Raw genomic sequence first — 23048 nt, forward strand, 5'->3', positions numbered from 1 at the left:
GTCGGTTTCGTCCGGAACTCTAAGAAAGGAGGAGTAGACTTTTCACGGCCCGACTCGCGGTTGCGCGTGGAATCCCCGCCCGTACGGCTTGGACCATCCAGTGAATCACCGGATTCATTTCACGATTTTTGCACGGATTCATTGAACGCGTCCGTAGGTCAGGAGTTCATCTATGCCATCTGGTCAGCATCGCCCGGCAACCCCGGAAATCAGTGCCGAGGGCTACAAGAAATCCCTGAGCCGCCGCCACGTCCAGATGATCGCGATCGGAGGAGCCATCGGTGTGGGCCTGTTCATGGGCTCCGGCGGGCGCCTGGCCTCGACCGGTCCGGCGCTGGTGCTGTCCTATCTGGTAGCTGGCGCATTGGCCTACCTGCTGATGCGGGCACTGGGCGAACTGATCATGTACCGCCAGACTTCCGGTTCCTTCGTCTCGTATGCGGCTGAGCTCTTCGGCCCCAAGGGCGCCTTCATCTCCGGATGGATGTACGTGCTGAATTGGATCATGACCGGCATTGCCGAGCTGATCGCCATCGGCCTGTACTTCCAGTATTTCTTCCCGAATGTTCCGGTAACCGTTTCCGCGTTCTGCGCGTTGCTGCTGCTGGTGGCCATCAACCTCTTCAGCGCCAAGGCTTTCGCAGAATTCGAGTTCTGGGCAGCTTGCATCAAGGTGACCGCGATCGTCCTGTTCCTGGCCGTGGGTACATACATGGTGGTGACCAACGCACAGGTGGGAGACCACACCGCGTCGGTGGCCAACCTCTTCATCGGCGATGAGAACGGCGAGGGCGGAATGTTCCCCCGTGGTTTCTTCGTCAGCATCCTGGTCCTGAACTCGGTGATCTTCGCCTATAACGCCATTGAACTGGTGGGCATTGCCGCCGGCGAGATGGAGAACCCGGAAAAGGAAGTTCCATCGGCAATCCGTGCGGTGGTCGTTCGCATCCTGGTCTTCTACGTAGGCAGCGTCTCCCTGCTGGCCATGGTGCTGCCATGGAACGAATACGAATCCGGGGTCAGCCCGTTTGTCACGGTCTTCGAGAAGATGGGCCTGGGCTGGGTTGGCAGCGCGATGAACCTGGTGGTGATTACCGCTGCGCTGTCCTCGTGCAACTCGGGCCTGTATTCCATCGGCCGCATCCTGCGCACCATGAGCGGCAATGGGCATGCTCCGCAGTGGCTCGCGAAGATGAACAAGCACTTTGTTCCCTCGACCGGCATTATCACCGTGGGCGTGGTCTATCTTGCCGGCGTCATCCTGAACATCTGGCTCGGAGATTCCTTCGCCTTCGACCTTGCCTTGAATACCGCATCCATCGGCGTGCTGTTCACCTGGGCCTCGATTTTCGGATGCCAGCTCATGCTGCGCAAGAAAAAGGGCTCTGTTTCCTCGCTGCCCATGCCCGGGTCGCCCATTACCGGTTGGGTCGGATTGATTTCCTTGCTGGTTATCACCGTCCTGATTTCTTTCGATACCTTGACCGGGGAAAACGGCGAGGTCTTCCCGGTGGGGCTGTACACGATCGCCACAATTCCGGTGTTCGCCTTGCTGTTGTGGGGCGGATGGCATTTTGCTCGCAAGCACGCCCGGCCGGGCATTGATTTCTAGGCCGCCAGCGATTATGCGCCAGCCGCCAAGGGGAGCAGTTCAACTGATGCGCCCCCTTGGCGGCTGGATGGCTCAGGACGTTCGGTTTTCATCGCGCTGCACCGCAGCGAGGATGCCGGTGTCCAAGGCATCGGGAATCGCGGTGCCGCGCAGCGAAGCGCCGGCGGTCTCCGGCATGAACTTGATGGCGATCGCACCAATCACGCACGCTGCCATCATGTAGATGGCCGGGAAGAGCAGGAAACCGGTGGCATTGATGGCCGCTTCATTGACCATCGCGGCGGTGCCGCCGAAGACCGCCGTAGCGATGTTGTAGGTAATCGCGAATCCTGCGAAGCGCACCTGCGAAGGGAACATCGCCGGGAACGTCGCGGTAATCGTGGCCAACTGCGGAATGTAGAGCAGACCCAGCACGGCGAAGCCGACAATGGCCCAGGCGAAGGACTTGCCCATCAGCCAGAACATCGGTACTGCCAAGACGAACAGGCCAATGACTGAGGCGTACCACATTGGCTTGCGTCCGACCTTGTCCGAAAGCGAGCCCGCAAATGGAATTACGGCCATCATGGCCACCTCGCCGATCAGGATGGTGGCCAGCGAAGCGTTGGGGTCCAGCCCCAACTGGGTTTCCAGGTACGTCGGCATGTAGCTGAGCAACGTGTAGTTCACGACGTTCAGCGCAATGACCAGTCCGGTCATGGTCAGCATGGGGCGCCAGTAGGTGAACACCAGTTCCTTGAGCGACCCGCCCTGCTGGGCTTCGCCGGATTCTTCCATCTCCTGGAAGACCGGCGTGTCCTCCAATCTGCTACGCAGGTACAGGCCGATCAGGCCCATGGGCAAAGCGAGGAAGAATGGGATGCGCCAGCCGTAAGCCATCATGGCTTCCTCGCTGAGCACCACCTGCAGGCCCAGCATCACGGCGGTGCCGAGGGCGAAACCGCCCAAGGTGCCGAATTCCAAGAAGGAACCGAAGAAGCCGCGTTTGCGATCCGGCGCATACTCGGCCATGAAGGTTGCCGCGCCGCCGTACTCGCCACCGGTGGAGAAGCCCTGGATCATGCGCAGCAGAACCAGCAGGATTGGCGCGGCGACGCCAATGGCTTCGAAGGTTGGCAGGATGCCGATGAGGAAGGTGGCCAGCGACATCATGATGATGGTCAAGGCCAGGATCTTCTTGCGCCCCAGCTTGTCGCCCAGCGGGCCCCAGACCAGGCCGCCAATCGGGCGGACCAGGAAGGAGAGGGCGAAGGTGGCCAAGGCCATGAAGGTGCCGCCCTCGGTGGGGAAGAAGTGGGCAGTGATGTAGGTGACGGCCACGGCATAGACACCGTAGTCGAACCACTCGGTCATGTTGCCCATGGCAGATGCCGCAGTGGCCTTGCGAACTTCTTGCCGGCCTTCTTGCGTGTTCATGTCCGGCCCGATGTCATGGTCCAGGTCGGGAGCGAAATTATGTGCATTCGAGTTGTCGTTTGGCTGGCTATGTTCCGGTTGCATTGCTGCTCCGTTGTTTTCAGCTTTCCGTCGACCGATCGCCCTAAGGCCAGATAGGAATTCATCGCCTTGGCCGCGGTCCACGATCCGGGAGTTCCCCGGAGTCGGTTAAATACCAGAGGCTATTCGAATCAATTTCTAAAATCAACCACTGACATGGAATTGATTGCCCGCAATTGCGGACAGAACGGGGGTTGGCCCGTGGCCCGGCCATGTGGTCCCGGCGGCCTGGAAATGCTCAATTGTGAAAATCCGGCGACCCGCGACTTTATTATTGAACGAATGGTCGGTAAGTTTAGGTGTTGAGGGTCACTAATCATTTTGGCATAAGGAGCACAGATGACCGAGGCATTTCTCGTAGGTGGAGCACGCACGCCGGTAGGCCGTTATGGAGGTGCGCTCAGTGCTGTGCGCCCCGATGACCTGGCCGCGCTGACTATTCGCCGAGTCATTGAAGACGCGGGCATCGATCCGGCCGACGTTGATGAAGTCATCTACGGAAACGCCAACGGCGCGGGCGAAGAGAACCGCAATGTTGCCCGCATGGCTGCGCTGCTGGCCGGCCTGCCCGTGACCGTCCCGGGCATCACGGTCAACCGCCTCTGCGCCTCGGGCATGAGCGCCATCACTATGGCCAGCCACATGATCAAGGCCGGCGCCGCGGACATCGTGATCGCCGGCGGCACCGAATCCATGTCGCGGGCACCTTGGGTCATGGAAAAGCCTTCCAAGGCCTTCGCCAAGCCGGGAGCAACCTTCGACACCTCCATCGGCTGGCGCTTCACCAACCCGCAATTCCTCTCCGGCCAGTACTCGCGCGATGGCAAAGCCACCTTCTCGATGCCGGAAACCGCCGAGGAAGTCGCCCGCGTCTACAACATCTCGCGTGAGGATTGCGACCAGTTCGCCGTCGAATCCCACGCCAAGGCCATTGCCGCCATCGAGGCCGGGCATTTCCGCGATGAAATCGTTCCGGTCACTGTCAAGGGACGCAAGGCAGAGAGCATCGTGGACACCGACGAGGGGCCACGGCCAGGGACCACCATGGATGTGCTTTCCGCCCTGCGCCCAGTAGTCAAGGGAGGAAGCGTCGTCACTGCTGGCAATGCGTCGACGCTGAACGACGGAGCGTCGGCAATCCTCGTGGTCTCCGAACGGGCCATCAAGAAGTACGGACTGGCGCCTCGCGCCCGAATCGTCGACGGGCAGGCCGCGGGCCTGGAACCAGAAATCATGGGCATGGGACCGGTCCCGGCGACCCGCAAGGTACTTGAACGCGCGGGACTGGGCATTGACCAGATCGGTGCCATGGAAATCAATGAAGCCTTCGCCAGCCAGTCCCTGGCCAGCATGCGCGAGCTGGGGGTCGATGCAGGAATCGTCAACCGCGACGGCGGCGCCATCTCGCTGGGCCATCCGCTGGGTTCCAGCGGTTCCCGCATTGTCATCACCCTGCTGGGCCGCATGGAACGGGAGCTGGCTTCCGAGCAGCGCAAGCTGGGCATTGCCACCATGTGCGTTGGCGTGGGCCAAGGCACCGCGATCTTGCTGGAAGGCGTCTAGAAGTGGGCGATTTGAACAGCGGGTTCACCACCCTCAAGCTGGCGGAAACCGATGACCGCCTCTGGGTGCGCCTGCACCGCCCAGCGGTCCGCAATGCCATTGACCAGGCCATGGTCGACGAGCTGCACACCATCTGCGATTATCTGGAGAAGAATCCCAAGATCCTGATTATGGCTGGCACCCCCGCAGAGGCAGCGAGCGAAGCGAATCCCAAGGGGCGCAAGGGCATCTTCGCTTCCGGAGCCGATATTTCCCAGTTGCGCGAACGCCGCCGGGATGACGCGCTCGCCGGGATCAACTCGGGCATCTTCGACAGGATCGCCAAGTTGCCGATGCCGGTGGTTGCGGCATTGGACGGCTTCGCCCTGGGCGGGGGCGCTGAACTGGCCTATGCCGCGGACTTCCGCATCGGCACCCCCGAGCTGCGCATGGGCAACCCGGAAACGAATCTGGGCATCATGGCCGCCGCAGGCGCCACCTGGCGGCTGAAGGAACTGGTCGGCGAGCCGCTGGCCAAGGAAATCCTGCTGGCTGGCAAGGTGCTCACCGGCGAGCAATGCCTGGCCGCCAACCTGGTGACCGAACTGCATCCGGCTGCCGAGCTGGATGCCGCCGCCGATGCACTGGCAGATCGCATAGCAGCCCAGGATCCGCTGGCGGTGCGCATCACCAAGTCCGTCTTCCATGCTCCGCGCGAAGTCCATCCGTTGATCGATACCTTGGCCCAGGGCATGCTTTTCGAGTCCCAAGCCAAATTCGACCGCATGCAAGCATTCCTAGATCGAAAGAAGAAGTAACCATGAGTGCACAAACCAGCTTCACCACCGGAGCGTTGCCGCAGCAGATGGGCGTGCTCGGCGGCGGACGCATGGGTGCCGGCATCGCCCACGCCTTCTTGACCAGCGGCAGCACCGTTCTCGTTGTTGAACGCGACGACGAGGCGGCGCAGGCGGCCTATGAGCGCGTAGCCGGATCCGTGGACAAGTCCATTGCCCGTGGCCAGATCAGCGAAAGCCGCGAAGAGCTTTTGTCCCGCTTCTCCACCAGTACCGACTACGAGCAGTTCGCCAGCGCGCAGCTGGTGGTTGAAGCCGTTCCGGAAATCTGGGACCTGAAGGTTTCTTCCCTGCAGGCCGTGGAGCAGGCACTGAACGCCGAGGCGGTGCTCGCTTCGAACACCTCGTCGCTGTCGGTCAGCGGCTTGGCCAAGGAATTGCAGCGTCCCGCGAACTTCCTGGGCTTGCACTTCTTCAACCCGGTTCCCGCCTCCACCCTGATCGAGGTCGTGATCGGCAAGCAGACCGATAAGACCCTGGTGGACGCATCGCGCGGATGGGTTCAAGCACTGGGCAAGACCGCAGTGGTGGTCAATGACGCTCCCGGGTTCGCTTCTTCCCGCTTGGGCGTGGCTATCGCCTTGGAAGCCATGCGCATGGTCGAGGACGGCGTAGCCAGTGCCGAAGACATCGATAACGCGATGGTCCTGGGATACAAGCACCCTACCGGCCCGCTGAAGACCACCGACATTGTCGGTTTGGATGTGCGCCTGGGCATTGCCCAGTACCTGCACGAGACTCTGGGGGAGCGTTTCGCTCCGCCGCAGATCCTCAAGGACCTGGTGGCCCAGGGCAAGCTCGGACGAAAGACCGGCCAGGGCTTCTACAGCTGGTAAACGGCTGAAGCCAGTTGCGACGCCCGTAGCCCGGGTCCCGGGGTCCCCGGAATGGCCGCCTAGGGGATCAGGCCCCGGCTGCGAGCGCGCAACACCACATCAAAGCGATTCGTGGCACCCAGCTTTCGCACGGCCGAGGCCAGATAGCTTCTGACGGTGCTTTCGGCTAATCCCGGATGCGTCGCAATCAAGGCGTTGCGCTTGCCCAGCGCCAGATGGGAAAGCACATCCAGCTCACGCGGCGAAAGGTTCGAGGGGCCGTCGATTGCCTGCGGCGCTGGCCCCTGCCCTGGGCGCAGCATCGTGCTGGCCGTGCTGAGCCGTGCGGCGAGCTCCGGATCCTGCACCATCCGCGCAATATCGCGCAGCTCGGTGTAGAGCGCATTGAAATCTTCTTGGCTCAATGCCATCTCCGAGGGGTGCGCGGCCTGCGGTTCGTAGGCACTGAGCACCGCCATGCGCCTCTGGGTCTCTTCATGGACCGATAGTTCCCAAGCGAGCCGGCGGGCCTCTGCTGCGGCGGCGGACAGCATTCCATCGGTCAGCTGCCGGCGGTTTCGCAGTCCGGCATAGATCAGCGCACGCACCTGGTCGTCAACCACGACCGGTACTGCCAGCAAGGCCAGTATTCCCTCGCCGCCAATTTCCCGGTCATAGCTGTGAATGATTTCCGGGGTCTCATGGTACGAATCCGTGGCAGCCAATTGACGCCGCGATAGCGCCAAGCCGCCTAGGCCCTCACCGGGCTTGACCACCAGGCCACGCAGCGAACCGGTGCGGGTTCCTGCGAAACAAGTCAGCTTCGTACCCGTGGACCGGGCGAAACCGCCAAAGGCAACTGGCAGGCCGGTGCGTGCCGCCGAAGTATTGAGCGTGCGGTCCAAAAGGGCTATTTCGTGCGAAGAATCAGTGGTCGCCGGCTACCTCCTTTAGATGGTAGTGATCCGACTCACCATCGATTTAGGATACCTGCTAAAGGCAAGTGATCGGCATCACTTGCCTGGATTGAACTGACCGCTGACACGATGGAGTATCCGCCATGACCGCACTGCTGACCCGAGAAGACCCCGTTGGAATCGCCTCACCAGCCGCACCGGCCAAGCCGGGCCTGGCTGACCCCGCGGCACTGGGATTGGGCGCCTTGCGCTGACAACCTTTGCGCTGAGCCTGTCCAACGCCGGGATCATTCCAGAAGCTGGCGCCGCCGTCCTGGCGATTGCCCTATTCTACGGTGGCTTGGTCCAGCTGATTGCTGGCGTCATCGAATTCGCGAAAGGCAATGTCTTCGGCGCCACCGCGTTCACTTCCTATGGCGCATTCTGGATGGCCTTCTGGTGGCTGGAAACCAACCCGGAGGTAGCGCAGGCGGCGGGCCCGGCGGGCCTCGGTCCATTCCTTCTGGGGTGGACCATTTTCACCGCCTACATGACGGTCGCCGCCCTGCGTACCAATGGCGTGCTGGTTGCCGTGTTCACCATGCTGACCGCGGCCTTCATCTGCCTGACTATCGGCGCCTTCACCGGCAGCACGCTGATACATGAACTCGGAGGCTGGTTGGGCCTGTTTACCGCATTCCTGGCCTAGTACGGCTCCTTTGCCATTGTCACGAACGCCACCTGGGGACGCCAGGTCCTGCCTACCTGGGCGAAGTAGGCCGCGGAAAGCTGGTCGCAGGCGCGCGCCCGCGGCGAATCATCGGGATTCGTCGCGGGCGCGCCCAGTTCTGGCTGTCCTCAGAAGAGGTAGCTCATCAGCGAGGAGAACAATTCATCGGGGTCATTGGGCAAGCCCTTGGAAGTGAACCAATCGCAAAGATTCACGCAATCACGGTGCAGGAAGTCCAAGCCGTTCGGGTTGCCGGCCAGATCTACGCACTGCGGAACATCGATTACTACCAGCCTTTCGCCGGAGACAAGAATGTTGTACGCGGAGAGGTCTCCGTGGGCGATGCCGAGCCCGGCAAATTTCTCCAGTGCTCCGGTGAGCTGGTCCCATAGCGATGGAAGGCGCGGGTCAAAGCGCGAGAGCTGCTGCAGGCGAGGCGCTGCCGCATGCTGATCGTCTGGATCGGCAATGAACTCCATGAGGATTTCGGTGCCATCTATTTGCACAGGGTAGGGAACAGGTATGCCCGCCTCGTAGCAACGGAGCAAATAGCTCCATTCGGCATTGGCCCACTGCAGAGCGGCGATCTGCTTGCCGTACGTGGAGTTGTTGCGGATAGCGCGGTTATCACGCGAACGCCGTGCGGAGCGCCCGTCGCTATAGGACTGCGAGCGGCTGAACTGCATTTGCTCGCGCGAACGATAGCGCTTTGCTGCCAGAAGGCTGCTGCGATCTTCGGTGGCACGTTCCAGCAGGAAGACATCGCCTTCCTTGCCCGTTTTCAAGATGCCCAGCTCGGTGTCGATGGCTGCGGCCTCTTCGATGAGCCAGTGCGGATACGGTTTGGGTCCGCGCAAGCCCTTCTCGATAAATGGCCATGTCGAATAACGTTGGCCGTTTGCCGGATCACCGGTCTCAGAGTCGTTCCAGACCGGCTTGTGCTTGCTGAATTTCAGTTGTTGATCGGCATCCGTGGAGGCAGTGGCGATCAGTGGCGAATTTGCGGCCTCGAGGCCAGTGGGAAAATGCATCGGAAGTAGTCCTTGGGAGAAGGGGGAAATGGCTTGTTCAGGCGGTAAGCAATCATCGTTACCCCTCCTTCAATAGACTGATTGACGTTTGCCAATGACTAGAACAATACAACAGCCGGGCAATGTGTTGCAATAGGCTTATGAGCCACAGCCTTAACTACCGCAAGCAAGCCGGGGACCTGGACTGGAGCGGAGCCGTTAATGCGCGCCACATCTGCGGAGCCTTCTACCGCATGGGCAGGCATGAGTGGCTGACGGCTGAGGGCTGGCAGCAAATGCACGCTGCTGGCGTCAATAGGGTCATCGACCTGCGCAACCCGGACGAAATCCGCCGTCGCGAGCATGACCCAGCGGTGCCCGCGGCAAGCCTCGCAGGGATCGAGCTGGTGAATCTGCCGCTGGAATCGCCAGACAATGAGCGTTTCGAGTCGGTGGCGGTGCCGTACATGAATCACACCGGGATGTACCAGCTGGTCTGCGAGGAATTCGGCGACCACCTGCGGGCAGTGTTCGAGAGCCTCGCGACCGCGGAGCAGGGCACGGTGGTCCACTGCTCGGCTGGACGCGACCGATCGGGATTGATAGCCACAATGCTGCTTCAGCTGGCTGGCTTGGATGGCCAGATCCTGCTCCATGATGAACTCGCGGTCAGGGGGATCAATGAGTGGCATCGCATTTCCCCTCGCAAGCACCCGTACGAGAGCTACCGCAGTGAAGAGCAACTGCGGGAAATCATTCATGGCCGAGCTGGCGAACTGGAGAATTTCCTCAGGTGGCTCGGGTCCACGCGGAGGTATTTGCTGGACCAGGGAATGAGCGAGAACGCCGTGGAGCGCCTGCGCCAGCTGGCACGCTAAGGGCCAGGGGAGCGCTGGCGAAGCAGCGAGGCGCACAAGTGTCCTCGATCACCCCTTCCTGCTATGGTTAACGGTAATACTGACCGACCGTTCAGGAAGGAATTGCGTCAATGACGACAGAACAGATCACCGTAGTACCCAGCTATATCGCGGGGAACTGGCACAGCCCAGCGGCACAAGGCGGAACCGAGGTCCGCGACGCCAATACCGGCGAAGTGCTGGTCACCGTCACCAAGGACAACTTGGATGTTGCTGGCGCCGTGGCATACGGCCGACAGACCGGCCAGCGCGAACTAGCCAAGCTCTCCTTGCATGAGCGGGCGCTCAAGCTCAAGGCACTAGCGCTGTACCTCAATGAGCGGCGCAAGGACCTGTACGAGGTTTCCTTCAAGACCGGTGCCACCAAAATCGACTCGATGGTCGACATCGACGGTGGCATTGGCGTGCTGTTCACCTTCTCTTCCAAGGGCCGGCGCGAACTGCCCAATTCCAACGTGATCCTCGATGGCCCCACCGAGCCGCTGAGCAAGGACGCTTCCTTCATTGGCACCCACATCTACACCGCGATGGCCGGCGTAGTCGTCCAGGTCAATGCCTTCAACTTCCCTGTCTGGGGGATGCTCGAGAAGTTCGCACCGGCCTTCATCGCCGGTGTGCCGACAATCGTCAAGCCGGCAACCCCCACCGGGTACCTCACCGAAGCGGCTGTGCGCATGATGCTGGACTCGGGCATCCTTCCAGAGGGTTCCCTGCAGCTGCTTTCCGGCTCTGCTCGCGACATCATGGACCACCTGGACTACCGCGATATGTTCGCCTTCACCGGATCGGCATCCACCGCAAGCAAGCTCAAGTCGCACCGCAACGTTATCGACGGAGGCGTGCGCTTCGCGGCTGAAACCGATTCCCTGAATGCAGCCATCCTCGGCCCCGACGCTGTGGAAGGCACCCCGGAATTCGACGCTTTCGTCAAGGTTGTCGTCAATGAAATGACGTCGAAGGCCGGCCAGAAATGCACCGCCATCCGTCGCAACATCGTGCCTGCAGCACAGGTGGATGCGGTCATTTCGGCCGTTGGCAAGCGCATCGATGAACGGGTGGTCATCGGCGATCCTCGAGTTGAGGGCGTCACCATGGGTGCCCTGGCTTCGCTGGAACAGCTGGCCGATGTGCGCGGGGCCGTCGAGGACATGATCGCTGCCGGCGGCGAACTGGCCTACGGCCGCCTGGATGCCCCTGCGGTACGTGTCGCTCCCGAAAAGGACGCCGTGGCAGAAGGCGGAGCCTTCATGTCCCCAGTGGTCCTTCGCTGGAACGACGCGCGCAACCCGATGGTGCACTCGCGCGAAGCCTTCGGCCCAGTCAGTTCCGTCATCGGCTACAGCAGCGTTGACGAGGCCGTGGAACTGGCTGCCATGGGCGCCGGCTCGCTGGTCGCAACCGTGTGCACCAATGACGCCGAAGCCATGCGCGCCCTGGCCTTGGGCATCGCCGCGCACCACGGGCGCGTCCACATCCTGAACCGCGAAACCGCACGATCCACCACCGGCCACGGCTCTCCGGTTCCGCATCTGGTCCATGGCGGTCCAGGCCGGGCCGGAGGCGGCGAAGAACTGGGCGGCATCCGTTCGGTCAAGCACCACATGCAGCGCACCGCGGTGCAGGGCTCACCCAACATGATCACCGCGCTGAGCGGCGTCTGGCACACCGGTGCCCAGCAGTCCCTTGCTGGCAGCCAGCAGTTTGGCGGTAAGCCGCAGAACGTCCACCCGTTCCGCAAGTCGCTGGCTGAGCTGAAGATCGGTGACGGTTTCGTCTCGGATCTGCGTGAAGTCAGCTTGGAGAAGATCACCGAATTCGCTCACGAAACCGGCGATACCTTCTATGCGCACACCGATCAGGCCGCCGCCGAAGCCAACCCGTTCTTCCCGGGAATCGTGGCCCACGGCTACTTGCTGGTTTCCTGGGCCGCGGGACTGTTCGTGGAGCCCGCTCCGGGACCCGTCTTGGCTAACTACGGCCTTGAATCACTGCGATTCATCACCCCTGTAGCTGCCGGCGACTCGATTCGCGTCACCCTGACGGCCAAGAAAATCACCCCGCGCGTCACCGACGAATACGGCGAGGTTGCTTGGGATGCGGTGCTGCACAACCAGAACGATGAACTGGTCGCCACCTACGACGTGCTGACCTTGGTTGAAAAGACCGACTCGACCTATGCCAACTGGAACGGCTAAGTCCGGCTGACCCCTTCGCGGGAAACAAGAAATGGCGTTGGGCCACGATGAGGAAATCGTGGTCCAACGCCATTTTCGCGAAGCCTAGGAAGCGCCGTTGCTTCCGTGCTGCTTGTTCAGCTTCGCCAAGGTAGCTTCCTTGGCGGCATCCAGTGCCAGCTCGGCCTCGGAGAGCTCTGCAATGCCTTGACCGGCCTGGCCGGCGGCTGGCAGGTTGCGCCAGAGGAAGAAGCCGTACAGTGCCGCCAAGGCGATGAAGACGAACAGGCCCAGCATGCCCAGCATTGGGGAGATCAGGAAGTAGACGACCAGATCGGCAACGGCGGCCACGGCCAGCACCAGCCAGCCAGCTCGCACACCGCGGGCAACCATGACGAACGATGCGAAGATGGCCGCATCAGCGAAGTACAGCACCCAGATTTCCGGGGTTGCACTCATGAAGCCGCCATTGAAGAGGAACGGGCCGAAGCGCAAGGCGACCAGCAGGATCAGGCCCACGAGCAGGCCGAGCGCGGACCACACTGTCACCGCGGTGCTCGTGACCATGCGGGTGAACTTTCCCTTGAGCTCGTAGCGGGAGAAGCGCCAGAGGCCGAAGATTGCAATCAGCAGCAGCGGAACGGCGTAGATCAGGCCCAGCAGGTCGAACTGCATCGAAGAAATGACCGGGCCTACGAAGACACCCAGGATCAGGGTCCACCAACCCAGGTCGTTGCGGTGCGCCAGCAGTGCGGCGGAGACGAAGACGAGCAGCATGCTCGCAGCCGAGAGCAAAATCTGGACAAAGGAACTACTGCTGTCGGCGGTAGCCATGAAAAGGGTTTCTAAGATGGAATCCACAGCGCTCTTCACTTGGTTGATCGAGAATGACAGGTGCTAAAGCACCCCTTCGATGCTAACGGTGATTTCTGTGAGGACGGCAAGATTACAAGGTTGGCTGCGCCACATTGCAGCGGACGCCCAGCCCGGTTAGCGACGTCGGCTCCCGGCTGGAAGGCGGGAGCCGATATGGGGAGCCCGGACTTGGAATCAGGCGCCGCCGGTATGCAGGCCGTTGAAGAGCAGCGAAACAGCCTGGTCCTCCAACTCGGGTCCGTCGATCGGCCCGTCAGCGCGGTACCAGTCCACCACTGAGTTGATCAAGCCGAAAAGCAGCCTGGCGGTGGCCCGAGGTTCCAAGTCGGCACGCAACTTGCCATCCGACTGCGCGGCAGTCACCAATTCTGCCAGCTGGCGGTCCATTGCGCGGCGGCGTTCCAGCGCCTGGCGTTCCAGATCAGTGTTGCCACGCAGACGCAACAACAAGGTCACGTAGGAACGCTTAGCCAGCAGGATCCTGAAGGTTGCGCGCAGGAAGAATTCCAGACGCTCATCCGCGGTGCCCTCATGCGAGCGGACCTCGGCGATCACCGCCTCCAGGGGAATCAGCGCCTCATCTAACGCTAGGCGCAGCAGGTCCTCTTTCGACGGGACATGGTGGTAAATCGCGGATTTGCTGATACCCAGTCGGTCGGCGAGCTTGCCCATGGAGGTCGCGTCGTAGCCGTATTCGTTGAATGCCTCGACAGCAATGCGCAAAACGGTTTCTTGATCGTAACCAGGGCGGCCACGCTTGGCCGGACGGTTGGCAGTATCGGTAGTTTCCATGATTAGTTGATTATCCCATGTCCCGGCGGAGGCTAGTTAGCGCGCATGTCGTAGATGCGCTTGAGCTTGCCCATGGAGCGTTCCAGGGATTCCGGTTCGACAACGTCGATGGCGCAGGAAGAACCGACATGGATCTTGATCAGCTTGGCCAGTTCCTTGGCGCCGTTGGTGGCATCTTCGATGGACGCCTCGCCGCGGCGCTCCACCTTCACCGCCAGCTGGTCCATGCGATCCGGACGGGTCAGGATCAGCTGGAAGTGCGGCGACAGGGTCGGCACCTTCAGGATCAATTCCTCGATCTGGCTTGGGAACAGGTTCACGCCGCGCAGGATGATCATGTCATCGCTGCGTCCGGTGATGCGGCCCATGCGGCGGTGGCCCGGTCGGCTGGTGCCAGGCATCAGGCGGGTCAAATCGTGGGTGCGGTAGCGGATGATCGGCAGGGCCTGCTTGGTCAGCGAGGTGAAGACCAATTCACCGTGCTCGCCATCGGGCAGCACCTTGGTTTCGTCGAAGGCATCAATGATTTCCGGGCGGAAGTGGTCTTCCCAGATGTGGCTGCCATCCTTGCCTTCTCCGGATTCGCCGGCCACCCCGGGGCCCATGACCTCGGAGAGGCCGTAGATGTCGCAGGCGGTGATGTTGAACATCTCTTCCAGCTCGTGGCGCATCTCTTCGGTCCATGGTTCGGCACCGAGGACGGCCACCTTCAGCGAGGTGGACCGCGGATCAAGGCCCTTGCGCTGCATGGCATCGCCAATGGTCAACAGGTAGGTCGGCGTGCACAGGATCGCATCAGGCTCGAAGTCCTGGATCAGCGAGATCTGCTTGTCGGTCTGGCCTCCGGACATGGGGATGACCGTCGCTCCGAGGTGCTCGGCGGCGGCATGCGCACCCAGGCCGCCGGTGAACAGGCCGTAGCCGTAGGCGTTGTGGACCTTCCAGCCTGGCTTGACTCCGGCCAGGCGCAGGCAGCGGGCGCCGAGCTTGGCCCAGTCCTCCAGGTCCTTCTTGGTGTAGCCAACCACGGTGGGCTGGCCAGTGGTACCCGAGGAGGCATGGATGCGGGCGACTTCATGCTGCGGGACGGCGAACATGCCGAAAGGGTAGTTCTTGCGCAGATCTTCCTTGTCGGTGAAGGGGAACTTGGCGAGGTCGCTCAGTTCCTTCAGGTCATCAGGGTGCACGCCAACGGCATCGTACTTTGCCTTGTAGTACGGCACGTTGTTGTAGGCATGGTGCAGAGTTTCCTTCAAGCGGGTCAGCTGGATCGCTTCGATCTGCTCACGGCTCATGGTTTCTTCTGGATCAAGCGGATTCGGAAGGCTGTCGCGGTCGGTGTTCTGGGACATGCTGAAACTTTCGTGTCGAGTGGGCAGGGTGCTTAGCGGTTCTTCGGTTTCGGGACGGTGCGCGATCGTCCGCGGAACTCTGCGACGGTTTCAATTGAGCCGTCGGCCGCTGGCTGGGTCACCTTGATGTCGTAGATCCCGCTGCGGCCTTGCTGCGAGACACGGTTGCCGGTGGCAGTCAGCACTCGTCCGGGAATGGCTGGCTTGAGGAAGTTGACGTCGGCGCCGGAGGCTACCGTGATGGTCTCGTCGGAGCCTGCCTGCGGATTGCAGCTCAGTGCGAACGCAGTGTCGGCCAGAGCGAAGATCATTCCGCCGTGGCCAATGCCGAAGCCGTTGAGCATTTCCTGCCGGAGCGCCATGGTGATGACTGCGTGGCCGTCGGAGACCTCGACGACTTCGATTCCCATCCACTGGGTGGCGTAGTCATTGCGGAGAATGGCGTGCGGGACCGAATTCTCTAGCTGTGTTTCGCTCATCATCTTCCTTCGCCGAATTATTTACCGAACGATCATTAGGTAATAACATTATGTGAGCTAAGTCAAGTTATGCGGCCGTATTGGCCGTACTGTTTCAGCGATGAAGCGCAGCGGATTCAGGCAGTGAAAATTCGTTGATGGACGTCAAGGATGAAAGGTTCCTTGATCCGGTTGTAGTCCATGACCAGGCCGTTCTCGCCGTCGCTTGCAGCCATTGCGCGGGCGGCTTCCCGCTTTACCGCGGCGTATGCCAAACGGTCGGCTTCATGGTGTTTCAGATGCTCGCGGAAAATCACGAGCCGCAGATACTCGGGGCTTCCTGCGCTGAAGACATGGATATTGGCCTCGGGGAGCCGCGAACCGGCAGCGGGCTTGAGCATGCGGTGGCCATACCAGCCAGGTTCACGATGCCAAAGAAGCATGCCGCTGGATTCCAGCGCCGGAACGTAGGACGCTTCCTGATCCGCGTCGGGGACCAGCAAGACGATGTCGATGATCGGCTTGGCGGGCAGGTCCGGAACGGATGTCGAGCCGGTGTGTTCAATGGCCAACGCGGTGGCCCCCAGGGCGCTGGCGATTCGATGGTGCAGGCGGTGGAAGTCCCTGGCCCATTGCTTCGATGGCTCGGCAATCTCAATGAGGCCGCGCATCAGCTCTCCACCCACGGCCTCGTATTCCGGATCTTCATCTGGCTGGCTGGTGAGCAGCGGGTAGAAAGGCAAGGTGCACAGGTACCGCCGGGCATCCGGCCAGCGCGGGTCGGCAGAAGACTGCGAAACAACGCAACCCAGCGAGCGGTAAAAACCCACCGCATCCTCTGCAGTGGTGGCCCAAACGTTCTTCTCATGGCAGTCGCGCAGCTCAGCGAGCAGCCTCGAACCCAGCCCCCGGCCCTGGTGGGATGTTTCCACGGCCAGGTATTCAACGCACACCGCGTATTTGCCGCTGTGCCGGTAGGCGGCCAGTGCCGCAATATCGCCCGCGGCAGTGGCGATGGCAAGCACCTCAAGGCCTTCGCATTCATCGAGCAGCACTTCAAGCGCCTGCTCGTTGGCAGGTTCGGCGGCCAGCACCAGCAAGCGGCGAATCGCAGGGTCGTTGCGGTAGTCGCTGATCTTGATGTGGTGCATGGCCGCCGTTCCTTTGCTACTTAGATTTCGTCGGTGCATCCCAGGGCGTCCAAGGCGAAGGCGTAGTCCCACGCGCGGGCCTTCCAGGACTCGTAACGTCCCGAAGCGCCGCCGTGACCGCCATCCATTTCGGTCTTCAGCACAATCGGGGCCTGTCCGGTACCGACTTCCCGCAGCTTGGCCACCCATTTGGCTGGCTCCACATACAGTACACGGGTGTCATTGAGCGAGGTGACCGCAGCGATCTTCGGGTAATCCTGTGCTGTGACGTTTTCGTAGGGAGTGTAGGACTTCATGTAGTCGTAGACCTCCTTGCTCTCGATCGGGTTGCCCCATTCTTCCCATTCCAGTGCCGAGAGCGGAAGCTCTGGATCCAGGATGGAGGTCAAGGCATCGACGAACGGCACCTGGGCGATGATCGCGGTATACAGCTGCGGAGCCATATTCGCGACAGCGCCCATCAGCAGTCCGCCGGCCGAACCGCCCAGGGCGGCGATGCGCTGCGGATCGGCCCACCCGGAATCGAGCAGGTACTGTGTGGAATCAATGAAGTCGGTGAAGGTGTTCTTCTTGTGCAGCTTCTTGCCCTGCAGGTACCAGTTGCGGCCCAGCTCGCCGCCGCCGCGCACGTGGGCAATGACAAAGACCACTCCGCGATCCAGCACGCTCAAGCGGGGGATGCCGAAACCAGGATCCATGGAGGCCTCGTAGGAACCGTAGCCGTAGATCAGCACCGGCTGGGGAACCGAGGTATCCAGGTCGGCACGGCGCATGATGGTCAAGGGGATCTTGGCGCCATCGGCCGCGGTGGCCCACTCGCGGGTGGACAGGTACTTGGCGGGATCGAAGTTGTTCACCGGGGTCTGCTTGCGCAGCACCAGCGACTGGTTCTGGAGCCACAGGTCGTATACGCGGGCCGGGGTGAAGTCTGCGGTGTAGCCGATGCGGATCAACGGAGCATCCAGCTCGGCAAAGGTCGCCGAGGCAGTGAACAGCTCATCATCGAAATCCGGTTCAATGGCCGGCTGCTGGGCTTTGGTGCCCAATCCGTCCAAGGCGATCAGCTGCACGCGCTCGCAGGTATCTCGGCGCACCGAGAGCACCACGTGCGAACCGGTCAGCGCGGTGCCTTCGATCTTGACCGTGTCCTCGTGGGCCACCACGGTCTGCCAGTGCGCCGGGTCGGCGTTTTCGCCCAGCTGGTCCAGGGATGCCAGCGACACCATGTTGTTCGGTGCCTGGTGGTCGTGGGTGATCAAGGCCTGGCCGGCGCCCGGCATCAGGTCGATTCCGTGCAGCAGGCGCAAGGAGCGCGGCACCAGCAAGGTCACGGCAGCCGAAGGATCGGCCAGATCCAGCATGCTGGTTTCGGCGTATTCGGAGTTGCCGCTGGAGATCATCAGGGTGTTGCGGTCCGGGCTCAGATCGAAGCCGAGCCACATGCCAGGATCATTTTCCTCGAAAATGATCTTGTCCTGCGTTGGGAGGGTCCCCAGCAGGTGAGCACGAATCTGGTGTGGCCGCCAGGTTTCGTCAACCACCGTGTAGAAGACAGTTGAAGAATCGGGGGAGAAGGCCAGGCCGTAGAACACTCCTTCAATGGTGTCGCTCAGCAGCAGGCCGGTGTCCAGGTCCTTGATGAAAAGGGTGAATCGCTCATCGCCCGCATTATCGACACAGTAGGCAAGCAAGTTGCCTGCTTCATTCAACGCCATGCCGCCGAGCGAGAAGAACGGCTGCCCTTCGGCTAAGGCGTTGCCATCAAGCAGCACCTCTTCGGCAGGCAATGCAGTTTCCGCGTCGATGACCGGGGGAGTCCAGTCGGCAACAAGGTCCCCGGTGTCCGATGCCTTGACGCGGCACTGGATGGTGTAGGGCTTGCCTTCGGCCGAACGGGTGAAGTACCACCAGCCGCGGCGGCGCACTGGAACCGACAGGTCGGTTTCAACGGTGCGTGCCTTGATCTCGCTGAACAAGGCATCGCGCAGCGGCTGCTGGCTAGCGGTAATGGTGTCGGTGTACTCGTTTTCTGCGGTCAGATGCGCGATGACATCCGGGTTGGCTCTCTCCCGCAGCCACTCGTAGTTGTCGATGAAGTCATCGCCGTGGAAGCTGCGGGTGGTGGGCAGCTTTGCGGCACGCGGTGCATTGGCGGTCAACGATTCTGGAGTCATACCCCTATTCAATCCCACTACCGTGCTATGCGGGTGCAGCTATGCTCAGCGCGGACAGAACAGCGGTTTCAAACCGATAACGATGCAAGTGCAGGCGAGTCGCGGGGTACCGGCTAGGCTTTATAAGTCCTAGGCTTGCAGGCAGAACGTATCATCTGCAACTTGGGCCATTCGCCCTTCAGTACGAGAAAGCGATACATCAGTGGAAAAGAAAAGAACAGCTGCCCCCACAGGGCGCCTGGCCCGATGGATAGCCGCGGCTGCCATCGGTTTGATGGCCCTGGTCGTCGGGGCACCCTCGGCCGTGGCCCAAGGCAGTGAAAGCGTCGAGGGCCAGACCTACGTCATCGGCACGGATACGACTTTCGCGCCCTTCGAGTTCCGCCAGAACGGCGAACTGACCGGTATCGACATGGATCTTTTGCGCGCCATTGCCGAAGACCAGGGTTTTGAAGTCGAGATCAGGTCCCTGGGCTTCAACGCCGCTTTGGCCGCCCTTTCCTCCAACCAGGTGGATGGCGTGATCGCCGGCATGTCGATTACCGACGAGCGCAAGGAGATCTACGACTTCTCCGAGCCGTACTTCGAGTCCGGCGTGCAGATGGCTGTCGCTGCCGGCAATGACGAGATCACCGGTTACGAGGACTTGGAAGGCAAGACCGTTGTCGCCAAGACCGGCGCCGAGGGCGAAAGCTATGCAAAGTCCATCGCCGAGGAATACGGCTTCCAGGTCAAGTCCTTGGACCAGTCGGCCACCATGTACGAATCGGTCAAGGCCGGTTCTGCAGTTGCCGTCTTCGACGACTACCCGGTGCTGGCCTACGGCATTGCCCAGGGCAATGGCCTGAAGACCGTCACCGACAAGGTCCCGGGCGGTTCCTATGGCTTCGCCGTGAACAAGGGCGAGAACACCGCGCTGCTGGCAGCGTTCAACGACGGCTTGGCCGAGCTGAAGGCCAACGGCGAGTACCAGCAGATTCTGGACTCCTACCTTGCCGACCCGACCGCAGCGGCGCCAAGTAACTTCTTCGACCTGCTGGTCAAGTCCATTCCCGCATTGATGACCGGTCTGTGGCACACCCTGCTGGTGACCGCGATTTCCTTCGCCATTGCCATGGCATTGGGCCTGGTCTTCGGCTTCATGAAGATCTCCGGGAACATCGTGCTGCGCGGCATCGCCACGACCTTCGTGAACATCTTCCGCGGCACCCCGTTGCTGCTCTGGGCCTTCATGTTCTACTTCGGCCTGCCGCAGCTGACCGGCTGGGAGATCAGCGTCTGGACCGCAGGCGTGCTGACGCTGTCGCTGAACGCCGGTGCCTATGTCGCCGAAATCGTTCGCGGCGGTATCCAGTCGGTGGATCCAGGGCAACTTGAAGCATCCCGTTCGCTGGGCCTGGGCTATGGCAAGTCGATGCAGAAGGTCGTGATCCCGCAGGCTTTCAAGATGATGACCCCGTCGCTGATCAACCAGTTGATCATCAGCCTGAAGGACTCCTCGTTGCTGCTGGCTATCGGCTTCACCGAGCTGCTCTACCAGGGCCAGCAGATCTACGCGGCGAACTTCCGTGTCACTGAGACCCTGCTGATCGTGGGCATTATCTACTTCATTGCCATTATGGCGCTGACCAAATTGGCAAATTATGCCGATCGGAGGTTCAACAAGTGAGCACCGTAACTGAGCAAAGCTCCAACGTGAAGATCCAGGTCAAGGACTTGCACAAGTCCTTTGGCTCCAACAATGTCCTCAAGGGCATCGACATGGATGTCCGCGAAGGCGAAGTGGTGTGCGTGATCGGCCCTTCGGGGTCCGGCAAGTCCACCTTGCTGCGTTGCCTGAACAAGCTTGAGGACATTACCTCGGGCAAGGTGGTTGTCGATGGCTTTGATGTCACCGACCCCAAGGTGGACATCAATGAGGTGCGCCGCCATGTAGGCATGGTGTTCCAGCACTTCAACCTGTTCCCGCATATGAGCGTGGCAGAGAACATCATGCTGGCGCCGGTCGAGCTCAAGAAGATGAGCAAGGCGGAAGGCCGGGAGCGCGCACTTGAGCTGCTGGAACGCGTGGGCTTGCGCGAGAAGGCCAACGCCCGTCCGGCCTCGCTCTCTGGCGGCCAGAAGCAGCGTGTGGCCATCGCCCGCGCGCTTGCCATGGCCCCGGGCATCATGCTCTTCGATGAGGCTACCAGCGCTCTTGACCCGGAGATGGTCGGAGAAGTGCTGCAGGTTATCAAGGAGCTGGCCGACACCGGAATGACCATGGTTCTGGTGACCCACGAGATGGGCTTTGCACGCGAAGTCGCTGACCGCGTGGTCTTCATGGCTGATGGTGTTGTCTGCGAGCAGGGTGCGCCCGAACAGCTGTTCGGCAACCCGCAGCAGGCGCGTACCCAGGACTTCTTGTCCAAGGTTCTCTGAGCCGTACCGCCAAGCCAGCGGAAAACCGTGCTGTCCACGACCAGATGAAACTGGTTGCGGGCAGCACGGTTTTTTCGTGACGAAGCTTACGGGACAAAAACCTTCATATGCTTGAAGGTTCAACTTATTCCCTTGTAGGGTTGGAGCAGTAGCCACACGGGATCTTCCCGTGCCCCAATCCCTAGGAGTTAAAATATGTCCGCTCTGGAAAACAACCCGGGTCTGCAGACCGCTGCGCGTACCCTGCTTCGCTTGGCCTTCGGCTTCCTCTTCCTGGCTCATGGCTGGCAGAAGTACTTCCAGTTCACCATCGAGGGCACCACTGCGGCCTTTGGTCAAATGGGCGTTCCTGCTGCCGGCTTGATTGCTCCAGTGGCGGCAACCCTGGAGATCGCCGGCGGCGCCGCGATCATCCTTGGCCTGCTGACCCGCGTCTTCGCTGGCCTGCTGGGCCTGCAGATGATTGCCGCCCTGTTCATGGTTCATGCCTCAGGTGGCGTGTTCGTGGAAAATGGCGGCTTCGAGCTTGTCCTGGCACTGGCTGCCGGCGCGCTGGCACTGCTCTTGACTGGCCCAGGCCGCATCTCGCTTGATGCGCTGATATTCAAGGGCAAGAACTCGGAAAAGGCGCTGGCTAACGCCTAATCCCCAGCTTCAAGGAAACCCCGGGAATTCTTTCCCGGGGTTTTGTTGCGACTGGAGGGGGTTGGTGTTGACGTGATCGAGCGCACTCTGACATACTGAACGAACGGTCAGTATGTAATTTGTTTTCGATGAGGTGAACCCATGGCCCCGACCACACCGCAGGAGCCGGGACTGAGTGCCGTCCCGAGCTACGAAGAAGAGCAGTCCCAAGCGCGTTTCGACGCCTTGATCGATCAGGACTCCCGCGTCGAGCCACGCGACTGGATGCCTGAGAAGTACCGCAAGACCCTCAGCCGCCAGATCTCCCAGCACGCGCACTCCGAAATCATCGGCATGCAGCCTGAGGCCAACTGGATCACCCGCGCTCCCTCGCTGAAGCGCAAGTCCATTCTGATGGCCAAGGTGCAGGATGAAGCCGGGCACGGGCTCTACCTCTACTCGGCTGCCGAGACCCTGGGCACCACCCGCGACGAGTACAACGAGCAGCTGCTCTCCGGCAAGGCCAAGTACTCCTCGATCTTCAACTACCCTGCACGCACCTGGGCGGATATGGGTGCTATCGGCTGGCTGGTCGATGGTGCGGCCATCGCCAACCAGGTTCCGCTGTGCCGCGCCTCCTACGGCCCTTACGGCCGTGCGATGGTGCGCGTGTGCAAGGAAGAATCCTTCCACCAGCGCCAGGGCTTCGAAATCCTGCTCTCGCTCTCCCGCGGCACCGAGGCGCAGAAGAAGATGGCCCAGGACGCCATCAACCGCTTCTACGAGCCCTCGCTGATGATGTTCGGTCCGCCAGATGACCAGTCGCCGAACTCCCAGCAGTCCATGGCCTGGAAGATCAAGCGTTTCTCCAATGACGAACTGCGCCAGCGCTTCGTTGGCATGATCGCCGAGCAGGTCAAGGTCCTGGGCCTGACCCTGCCGGATCCCCAGCTGCACTTCGATGAAGAAAAGAAGCAGTGGATCCACAAGGATTTGAACTGGGATGAATTCATGGCAGTGATCAAGGGCAATGGCCCGGCCAACGCGCAGCGGCTGGAACGCCGCCGTGAAGCGCACCGCGAAGGTGCCTGGGTCCGAGAAGCCGCCGCAGCATACGCAGCAAAACAAGCACGAAGTGAGGTCGCCTAGC

Annotated in this window: 20 protein-coding genes; 11 read left to right on the forward strand and 9 right to left on the reverse strand. The window is 61.3% G+C overall.

All coding sequences use genetic code 11. The features are described from left to right. The first annotated feature begins 172 nt into the window (after positions 1 to 172). On the forward strand, positions 173 to 1612 hold the full coding sequence (locus ACIOTL_RS05080; RefSeq protein ID WP_105656944.1) for an amino acid permease: 1440 nt from the start codon (positions 173 to 175) through the stop codon (positions 1610 to 1612). Positions 1613 to 1684: 72 nt separating this feature from the next. Here ACIOTL_RS05080 and ACIOTL_RS05085 read toward each other — a convergent pair whose 3' ends face one another. Then, a complete protein-coding gene (locus ACIOTL_RS05085; RefSeq protein WP_332728231.1) occupies positions 1685 to 3112 on the reverse strand; it encodes an MFS transporter in 1428 nt (475 codons plus the stop codon). Positions 3113 to 3448: 336 nt separating this feature from the next. Between ACIOTL_RS05085 and ACIOTL_RS05090 the strand changes: the two genes are divergently transcribed. The 3 genes from ACIOTL_RS05090 to ACIOTL_RS05100 are packed head-to-tail and all read left to right on the forward strand — an operon-like array spanning position 3449 to position 6344. Further along, positions 3449 to 4672 (forward strand): acetyl-CoA C-acyltransferase, encoded by a 1224-nt coding sequence (locus tag ACIOTL_RS05090; protein WP_105656942.1) that lies wholly within the window; start codon positions 3449 to 3451, stop codon positions 4670 to 4672. 2 nt (positions 4673 to 4674) lie between these two features. Next, a complete protein-coding gene (locus tag ACIOTL_RS05095; protein ID WP_388022861.1) occupies positions 4675 to 5469 on the forward strand; it encodes an enoyl-CoA hydratase/isomerase family protein in 795 nt (264 codons plus the stop codon). A gap of 2 nt (positions 5470 to 5471) precedes the next feature. Further along, a complete protein-coding gene (locus tag ACIOTL_RS05100) occupies positions 5472 to 6344 on the forward strand; it encodes a 3-hydroxyacyl-CoA dehydrogenase family protein (RefSeq protein WP_133833586.1) in 873 nt (290 codons plus the stop codon). Positions 6345 to 6403: 59 nt separating this feature from the next. Here ACIOTL_RS05100 and ACIOTL_RS05105 read toward each other — a convergent pair whose 3' ends face one another. Beyond that, complete coding sequence (locus ACIOTL_RS05105; RefSeq protein WP_400342000.1) at positions 6404 to 7228, reverse strand: LuxR C-terminal-related transcriptional regulator; 825 nt, start codon at positions 7226 to 7228, stop codon at positions 6404 to 6406. A gap of 301 nt (positions 7229 to 7529) precedes the next feature. On the opposite strand from ACIOTL_RS05105, the gene ACIOTL_RS05110 reads away from it, so the two are divergent. Continuing rightward, positions 7530 to 7928, forward strand: a complete 399-nt coding sequence (locus ACIOTL_RS05110) for an acetate uptake transporter (protein WP_388063455.1) — start codon at positions 7530 to 7532, stop codon at positions 7926 to 7928. A gap of 149 nt (positions 7929 to 8077) precedes the next feature. On the opposite strand, the gene ACIOTL_RS05115 is transcribed toward ACIOTL_RS05110, so the two are convergent. Beyond that, the gene (locus ACIOTL_RS05115) at positions 8078 to 8980 is read right to left on the reverse strand and encodes a serine protein kinase RIO (RefSeq protein ID WP_400342002.1); all 903 of its coding nucleotides are present in this window, start codon (positions 8978 to 8980) and stop codon (positions 8078 to 8080) included. Positions 8981 to 9120: 140 nt separating this feature from the next. Between ACIOTL_RS05115 and ACIOTL_RS05120 the strand changes: the two genes are divergently transcribed. Together ACIOTL_RS05120 and paaZ are read left to right on the forward strand one after the other, a co-directional pair. Further along, positions 9121 to 9837 carry a tyrosine-protein phosphatase gene (locus ACIOTL_RS05120; protein WP_400342003.1) on the forward strand — a complete coding sequence of 239 codons (717 nt, stop codon included), beginning with the start codon at positions 9121 to 9123 and terminating at the stop codon, positions 9835 to 9837. A gap of 110 nt (positions 9838 to 9947) precedes the next feature. After that, positions 9948 to 12071 (forward strand): phenylacetic acid degradation bifunctional protein PaaZ, encoded by a 2124-nt coding sequence (paaZ, locus tag ACIOTL_RS05125; protein ID WP_400342005.1) that lies wholly within the window; start codon positions 9948 to 9950, stop codon positions 12069 to 12071. 84 nt (positions 12072 to 12155) lie between these two features. Here the strand turns inward: paaZ and ACIOTL_RS05130 are convergent, their stop codons facing one another. The 6 genes from ACIOTL_RS05130 to ACIOTL_RS05155 all read right to left on the reverse strand — a co-directional run bounded on the left by ACIOTL_RS05130 (position 12156) and on the right by ACIOTL_RS05155 (position 18853). Beyond that, entirely contained in the window at positions 12156 to 12884 is a 729-nt protein-coding gene (locus ACIOTL_RS05130) for a nicotinamide mononucleotide transporter (RefSeq protein ID WP_388022849.1), read from the reverse strand. A gap of 216 nt (positions 12885 to 13100) precedes the next feature. Next, positions 13101 to 13718 carry a TetR/AcrR family transcriptional regulator gene (locus ACIOTL_RS05135; RefSeq protein ID WP_105656933.1) on the reverse strand — a complete coding sequence of 206 codons (618 nt, stop codon included), beginning with the start codon at positions 13716 to 13718 and terminating at the stop codon, positions 13101 to 13103. A 32-nt stretch (positions 13719 to 13750) separates the two neighbouring features. Next, the gene (locus tag ACIOTL_RS05140) at positions 13751 to 15070 is read right to left on the reverse strand and encodes a phenylacetate--CoA ligase family protein (protein WP_400342008.1); all 1320 of its coding nucleotides are present in this window, start codon (positions 15068 to 15070) and stop codon (positions 13751 to 13753) included. A gap of 32 nt (positions 15071 to 15102) precedes the next feature. After that, entirely contained in the window at positions 15103 to 15549 is a 447-nt protein-coding gene (locus ACIOTL_RS05145) for a hotdog fold thioesterase (protein ID WP_105656931.1), read from the reverse strand. A gap of 116 nt (positions 15550 to 15665) precedes the next feature. Further along, positions 15666 to 16679: a GNAT family N-acetyltransferase gene (locus tag ACIOTL_RS05150; protein ID WP_400342009.1), complete on the reverse strand. Its 1014-nt coding sequence runs from the start codon at positions 16677 to 16679 to the stop codon at positions 15666 to 15668. A 20-nt stretch (positions 16680 to 16699) separates the two neighbouring features. Next, entirely contained in the window at positions 16700 to 18853 is a 2154-nt protein-coding gene (locus ACIOTL_RS05155; RefSeq protein WP_400342011.1) for a S9 family peptidase, read from the reverse strand. Between the two features lie 202 nt (positions 18854 to 19055). Here ACIOTL_RS05155 and ACIOTL_RS05160 point away from each other — a divergent pair, with 202 nt between their 5' ends. The 4 genes from ACIOTL_RS05160 (at position 19056) to paaA (ending at position 23047) form a co-directional block, all read left to right on the forward strand. Further along, entirely contained in the window at positions 19056 to 20522 is a 1467-nt protein-coding gene (locus ACIOTL_RS05160) for an amino acid ABC transporter substrate-binding protein/permease (RefSeq protein WP_388022837.1), read from the forward strand. Then, entirely contained in the window at positions 20519 to 21274 is a 756-nt protein-coding gene (locus ACIOTL_RS05165) for an amino acid ABC transporter ATP-binding protein (protein ID WP_105656927.1), read from the forward strand. The genes ACIOTL_RS05160 and ACIOTL_RS05165 overlap by 4 nt, the downstream gene beginning before the upstream one ends. A 195-nt stretch (positions 21275 to 21469) precedes the next feature. After that, positions 21470 to 21919, forward strand: coding sequence for a DoxX family protein (locus ACIOTL_RS05170; RefSeq protein WP_332489071.1), 450 nt, complete (start codon positions 21470 to 21472; stop codon positions 21917 to 21919). Positions 21920 to 22060: 141 nt separating this feature from the next. After that, the gene (paaA, locus tag ACIOTL_RS05175) at positions 22061 to 23047 is read left to right on the forward strand and encodes a 1,2-phenylacetyl-CoA epoxidase subunit PaaA (RefSeq protein WP_105656925.1); all 987 of its coding nucleotides are present in this window, start codon (positions 22061 to 22063) and stop codon (positions 23045 to 23047) included. Position 23048 lies beyond the last annotated feature (1 nt).

The sequence above is a fragment of the Glutamicibacter sp. NPDC087673 genome (assembly GCF_044743255.1).
Taxonomy (GTDB): Bacteria; Actinomycetota; Actinomycetes; order Actinomycetales; family Micrococcaceae; genus Glutamicibacter.

Excerpts from the sequence above, each read along its gene's own strand:
- ACIOTL_RS05130 (WP_388022849.1), bottom strand. The coding sequence starts at position 12,884 with ATGGCTACCGCCGACAGCAGTAGTTCCTTTGTCCAGATTTTGCTCTCG.
- paaA (WP_105656925.1), top strand. The coding sequence starts at position 22,061 with ATGGCCCCGACCACACCGCAGGAGCCGGGACTGAGTGCCGTCCCGAGC.
- ACIOTL_RS05135 (WP_105656933.1), bottom strand. The coding sequence starts at position 13,718 with ATGGAAACTACCGATACTGCCAACCGTCCGGCCAAGCGTGGCCGCCCT.
- ACIOTL_RS05155 (WP_400342011.1), bottom strand. The coding sequence starts at position 18,853 with ATGACTCCAGAATCGTTGACCGCCAATGCACCGCGTGCCGCAAAGCTG.
- ACIOTL_RS05150 (WP_400342009.1), bottom strand. The coding sequence starts at position 16,679 with ATGCACCACATCAAGATCAGCGACTACCGCAACGACCCTGCGATTCGC.
- ACIOTL_RS05100 (WP_133833586.1), top strand. The coding sequence starts at position 5,472 with ATGAGTGCACAAACCAGCTTCACCACCGGAGCGTTGCCGCAGCAGATG.
- ACIOTL_RS05145 (WP_105656931.1), bottom strand. The coding sequence starts at position 15,549 with ATGAGCGAAACACAGCTAGAGAATTCGGTCCCGCACGCCATTCTCCGC.
- ACIOTL_RS05120 (WP_400342003.1), top strand. The coding sequence starts at position 9,121 with ATGAGCCACAGCCTTAACTACCGCAAGCAAGCCGGGGACCTGGACTGG.
- ACIOTL_RS05140 (WP_400342008.1), bottom strand. The coding sequence starts at position 15,070 with ATGTCCCAGAACACCGACCGCGACAGCCTTCCGAATCCGCTTGATCCA.
- ACIOTL_RS05080 (WP_105656944.1), top strand. The coding sequence starts at position 173 with ATGCCATCTGGTCAGCATCGCCCGGCAACCCCGGAAATCAGTGCCGAG.
- ACIOTL_RS05115 (WP_400342002.1), bottom strand. The coding sequence starts at position 8,980 with ATGCATTTTCCCACTGGCCTCGAGGCCGCAAATTCGCCACTGATCGCC.
- ACIOTL_RS05085 (WP_332728231.1), bottom strand. The coding sequence starts at position 3,112 with ATGCAACCGGAACATAGCCAGCCAAACGACAACTCGAATGCACATAAT.
- ACIOTL_RS05090 (WP_105656942.1), top strand. The coding sequence starts at position 3,449 with ATGACCGAGGCATTTCTCGTAGGTGGAGCACGCACGCCGGTAGGCCGT.
- paaZ (WP_400342005.1), top strand. The coding sequence starts at position 9,948 with ATGACGACAGAACAGATCACCGTAGTACCCAGCTATATCGCGGGGAAC.
- ACIOTL_RS05170 (WP_332489071.1), top strand. The coding sequence starts at position 21,470 with ATGTCCGCTCTGGAAAACAACCCGGGTCTGCAGACCGCTGCGCGTACC.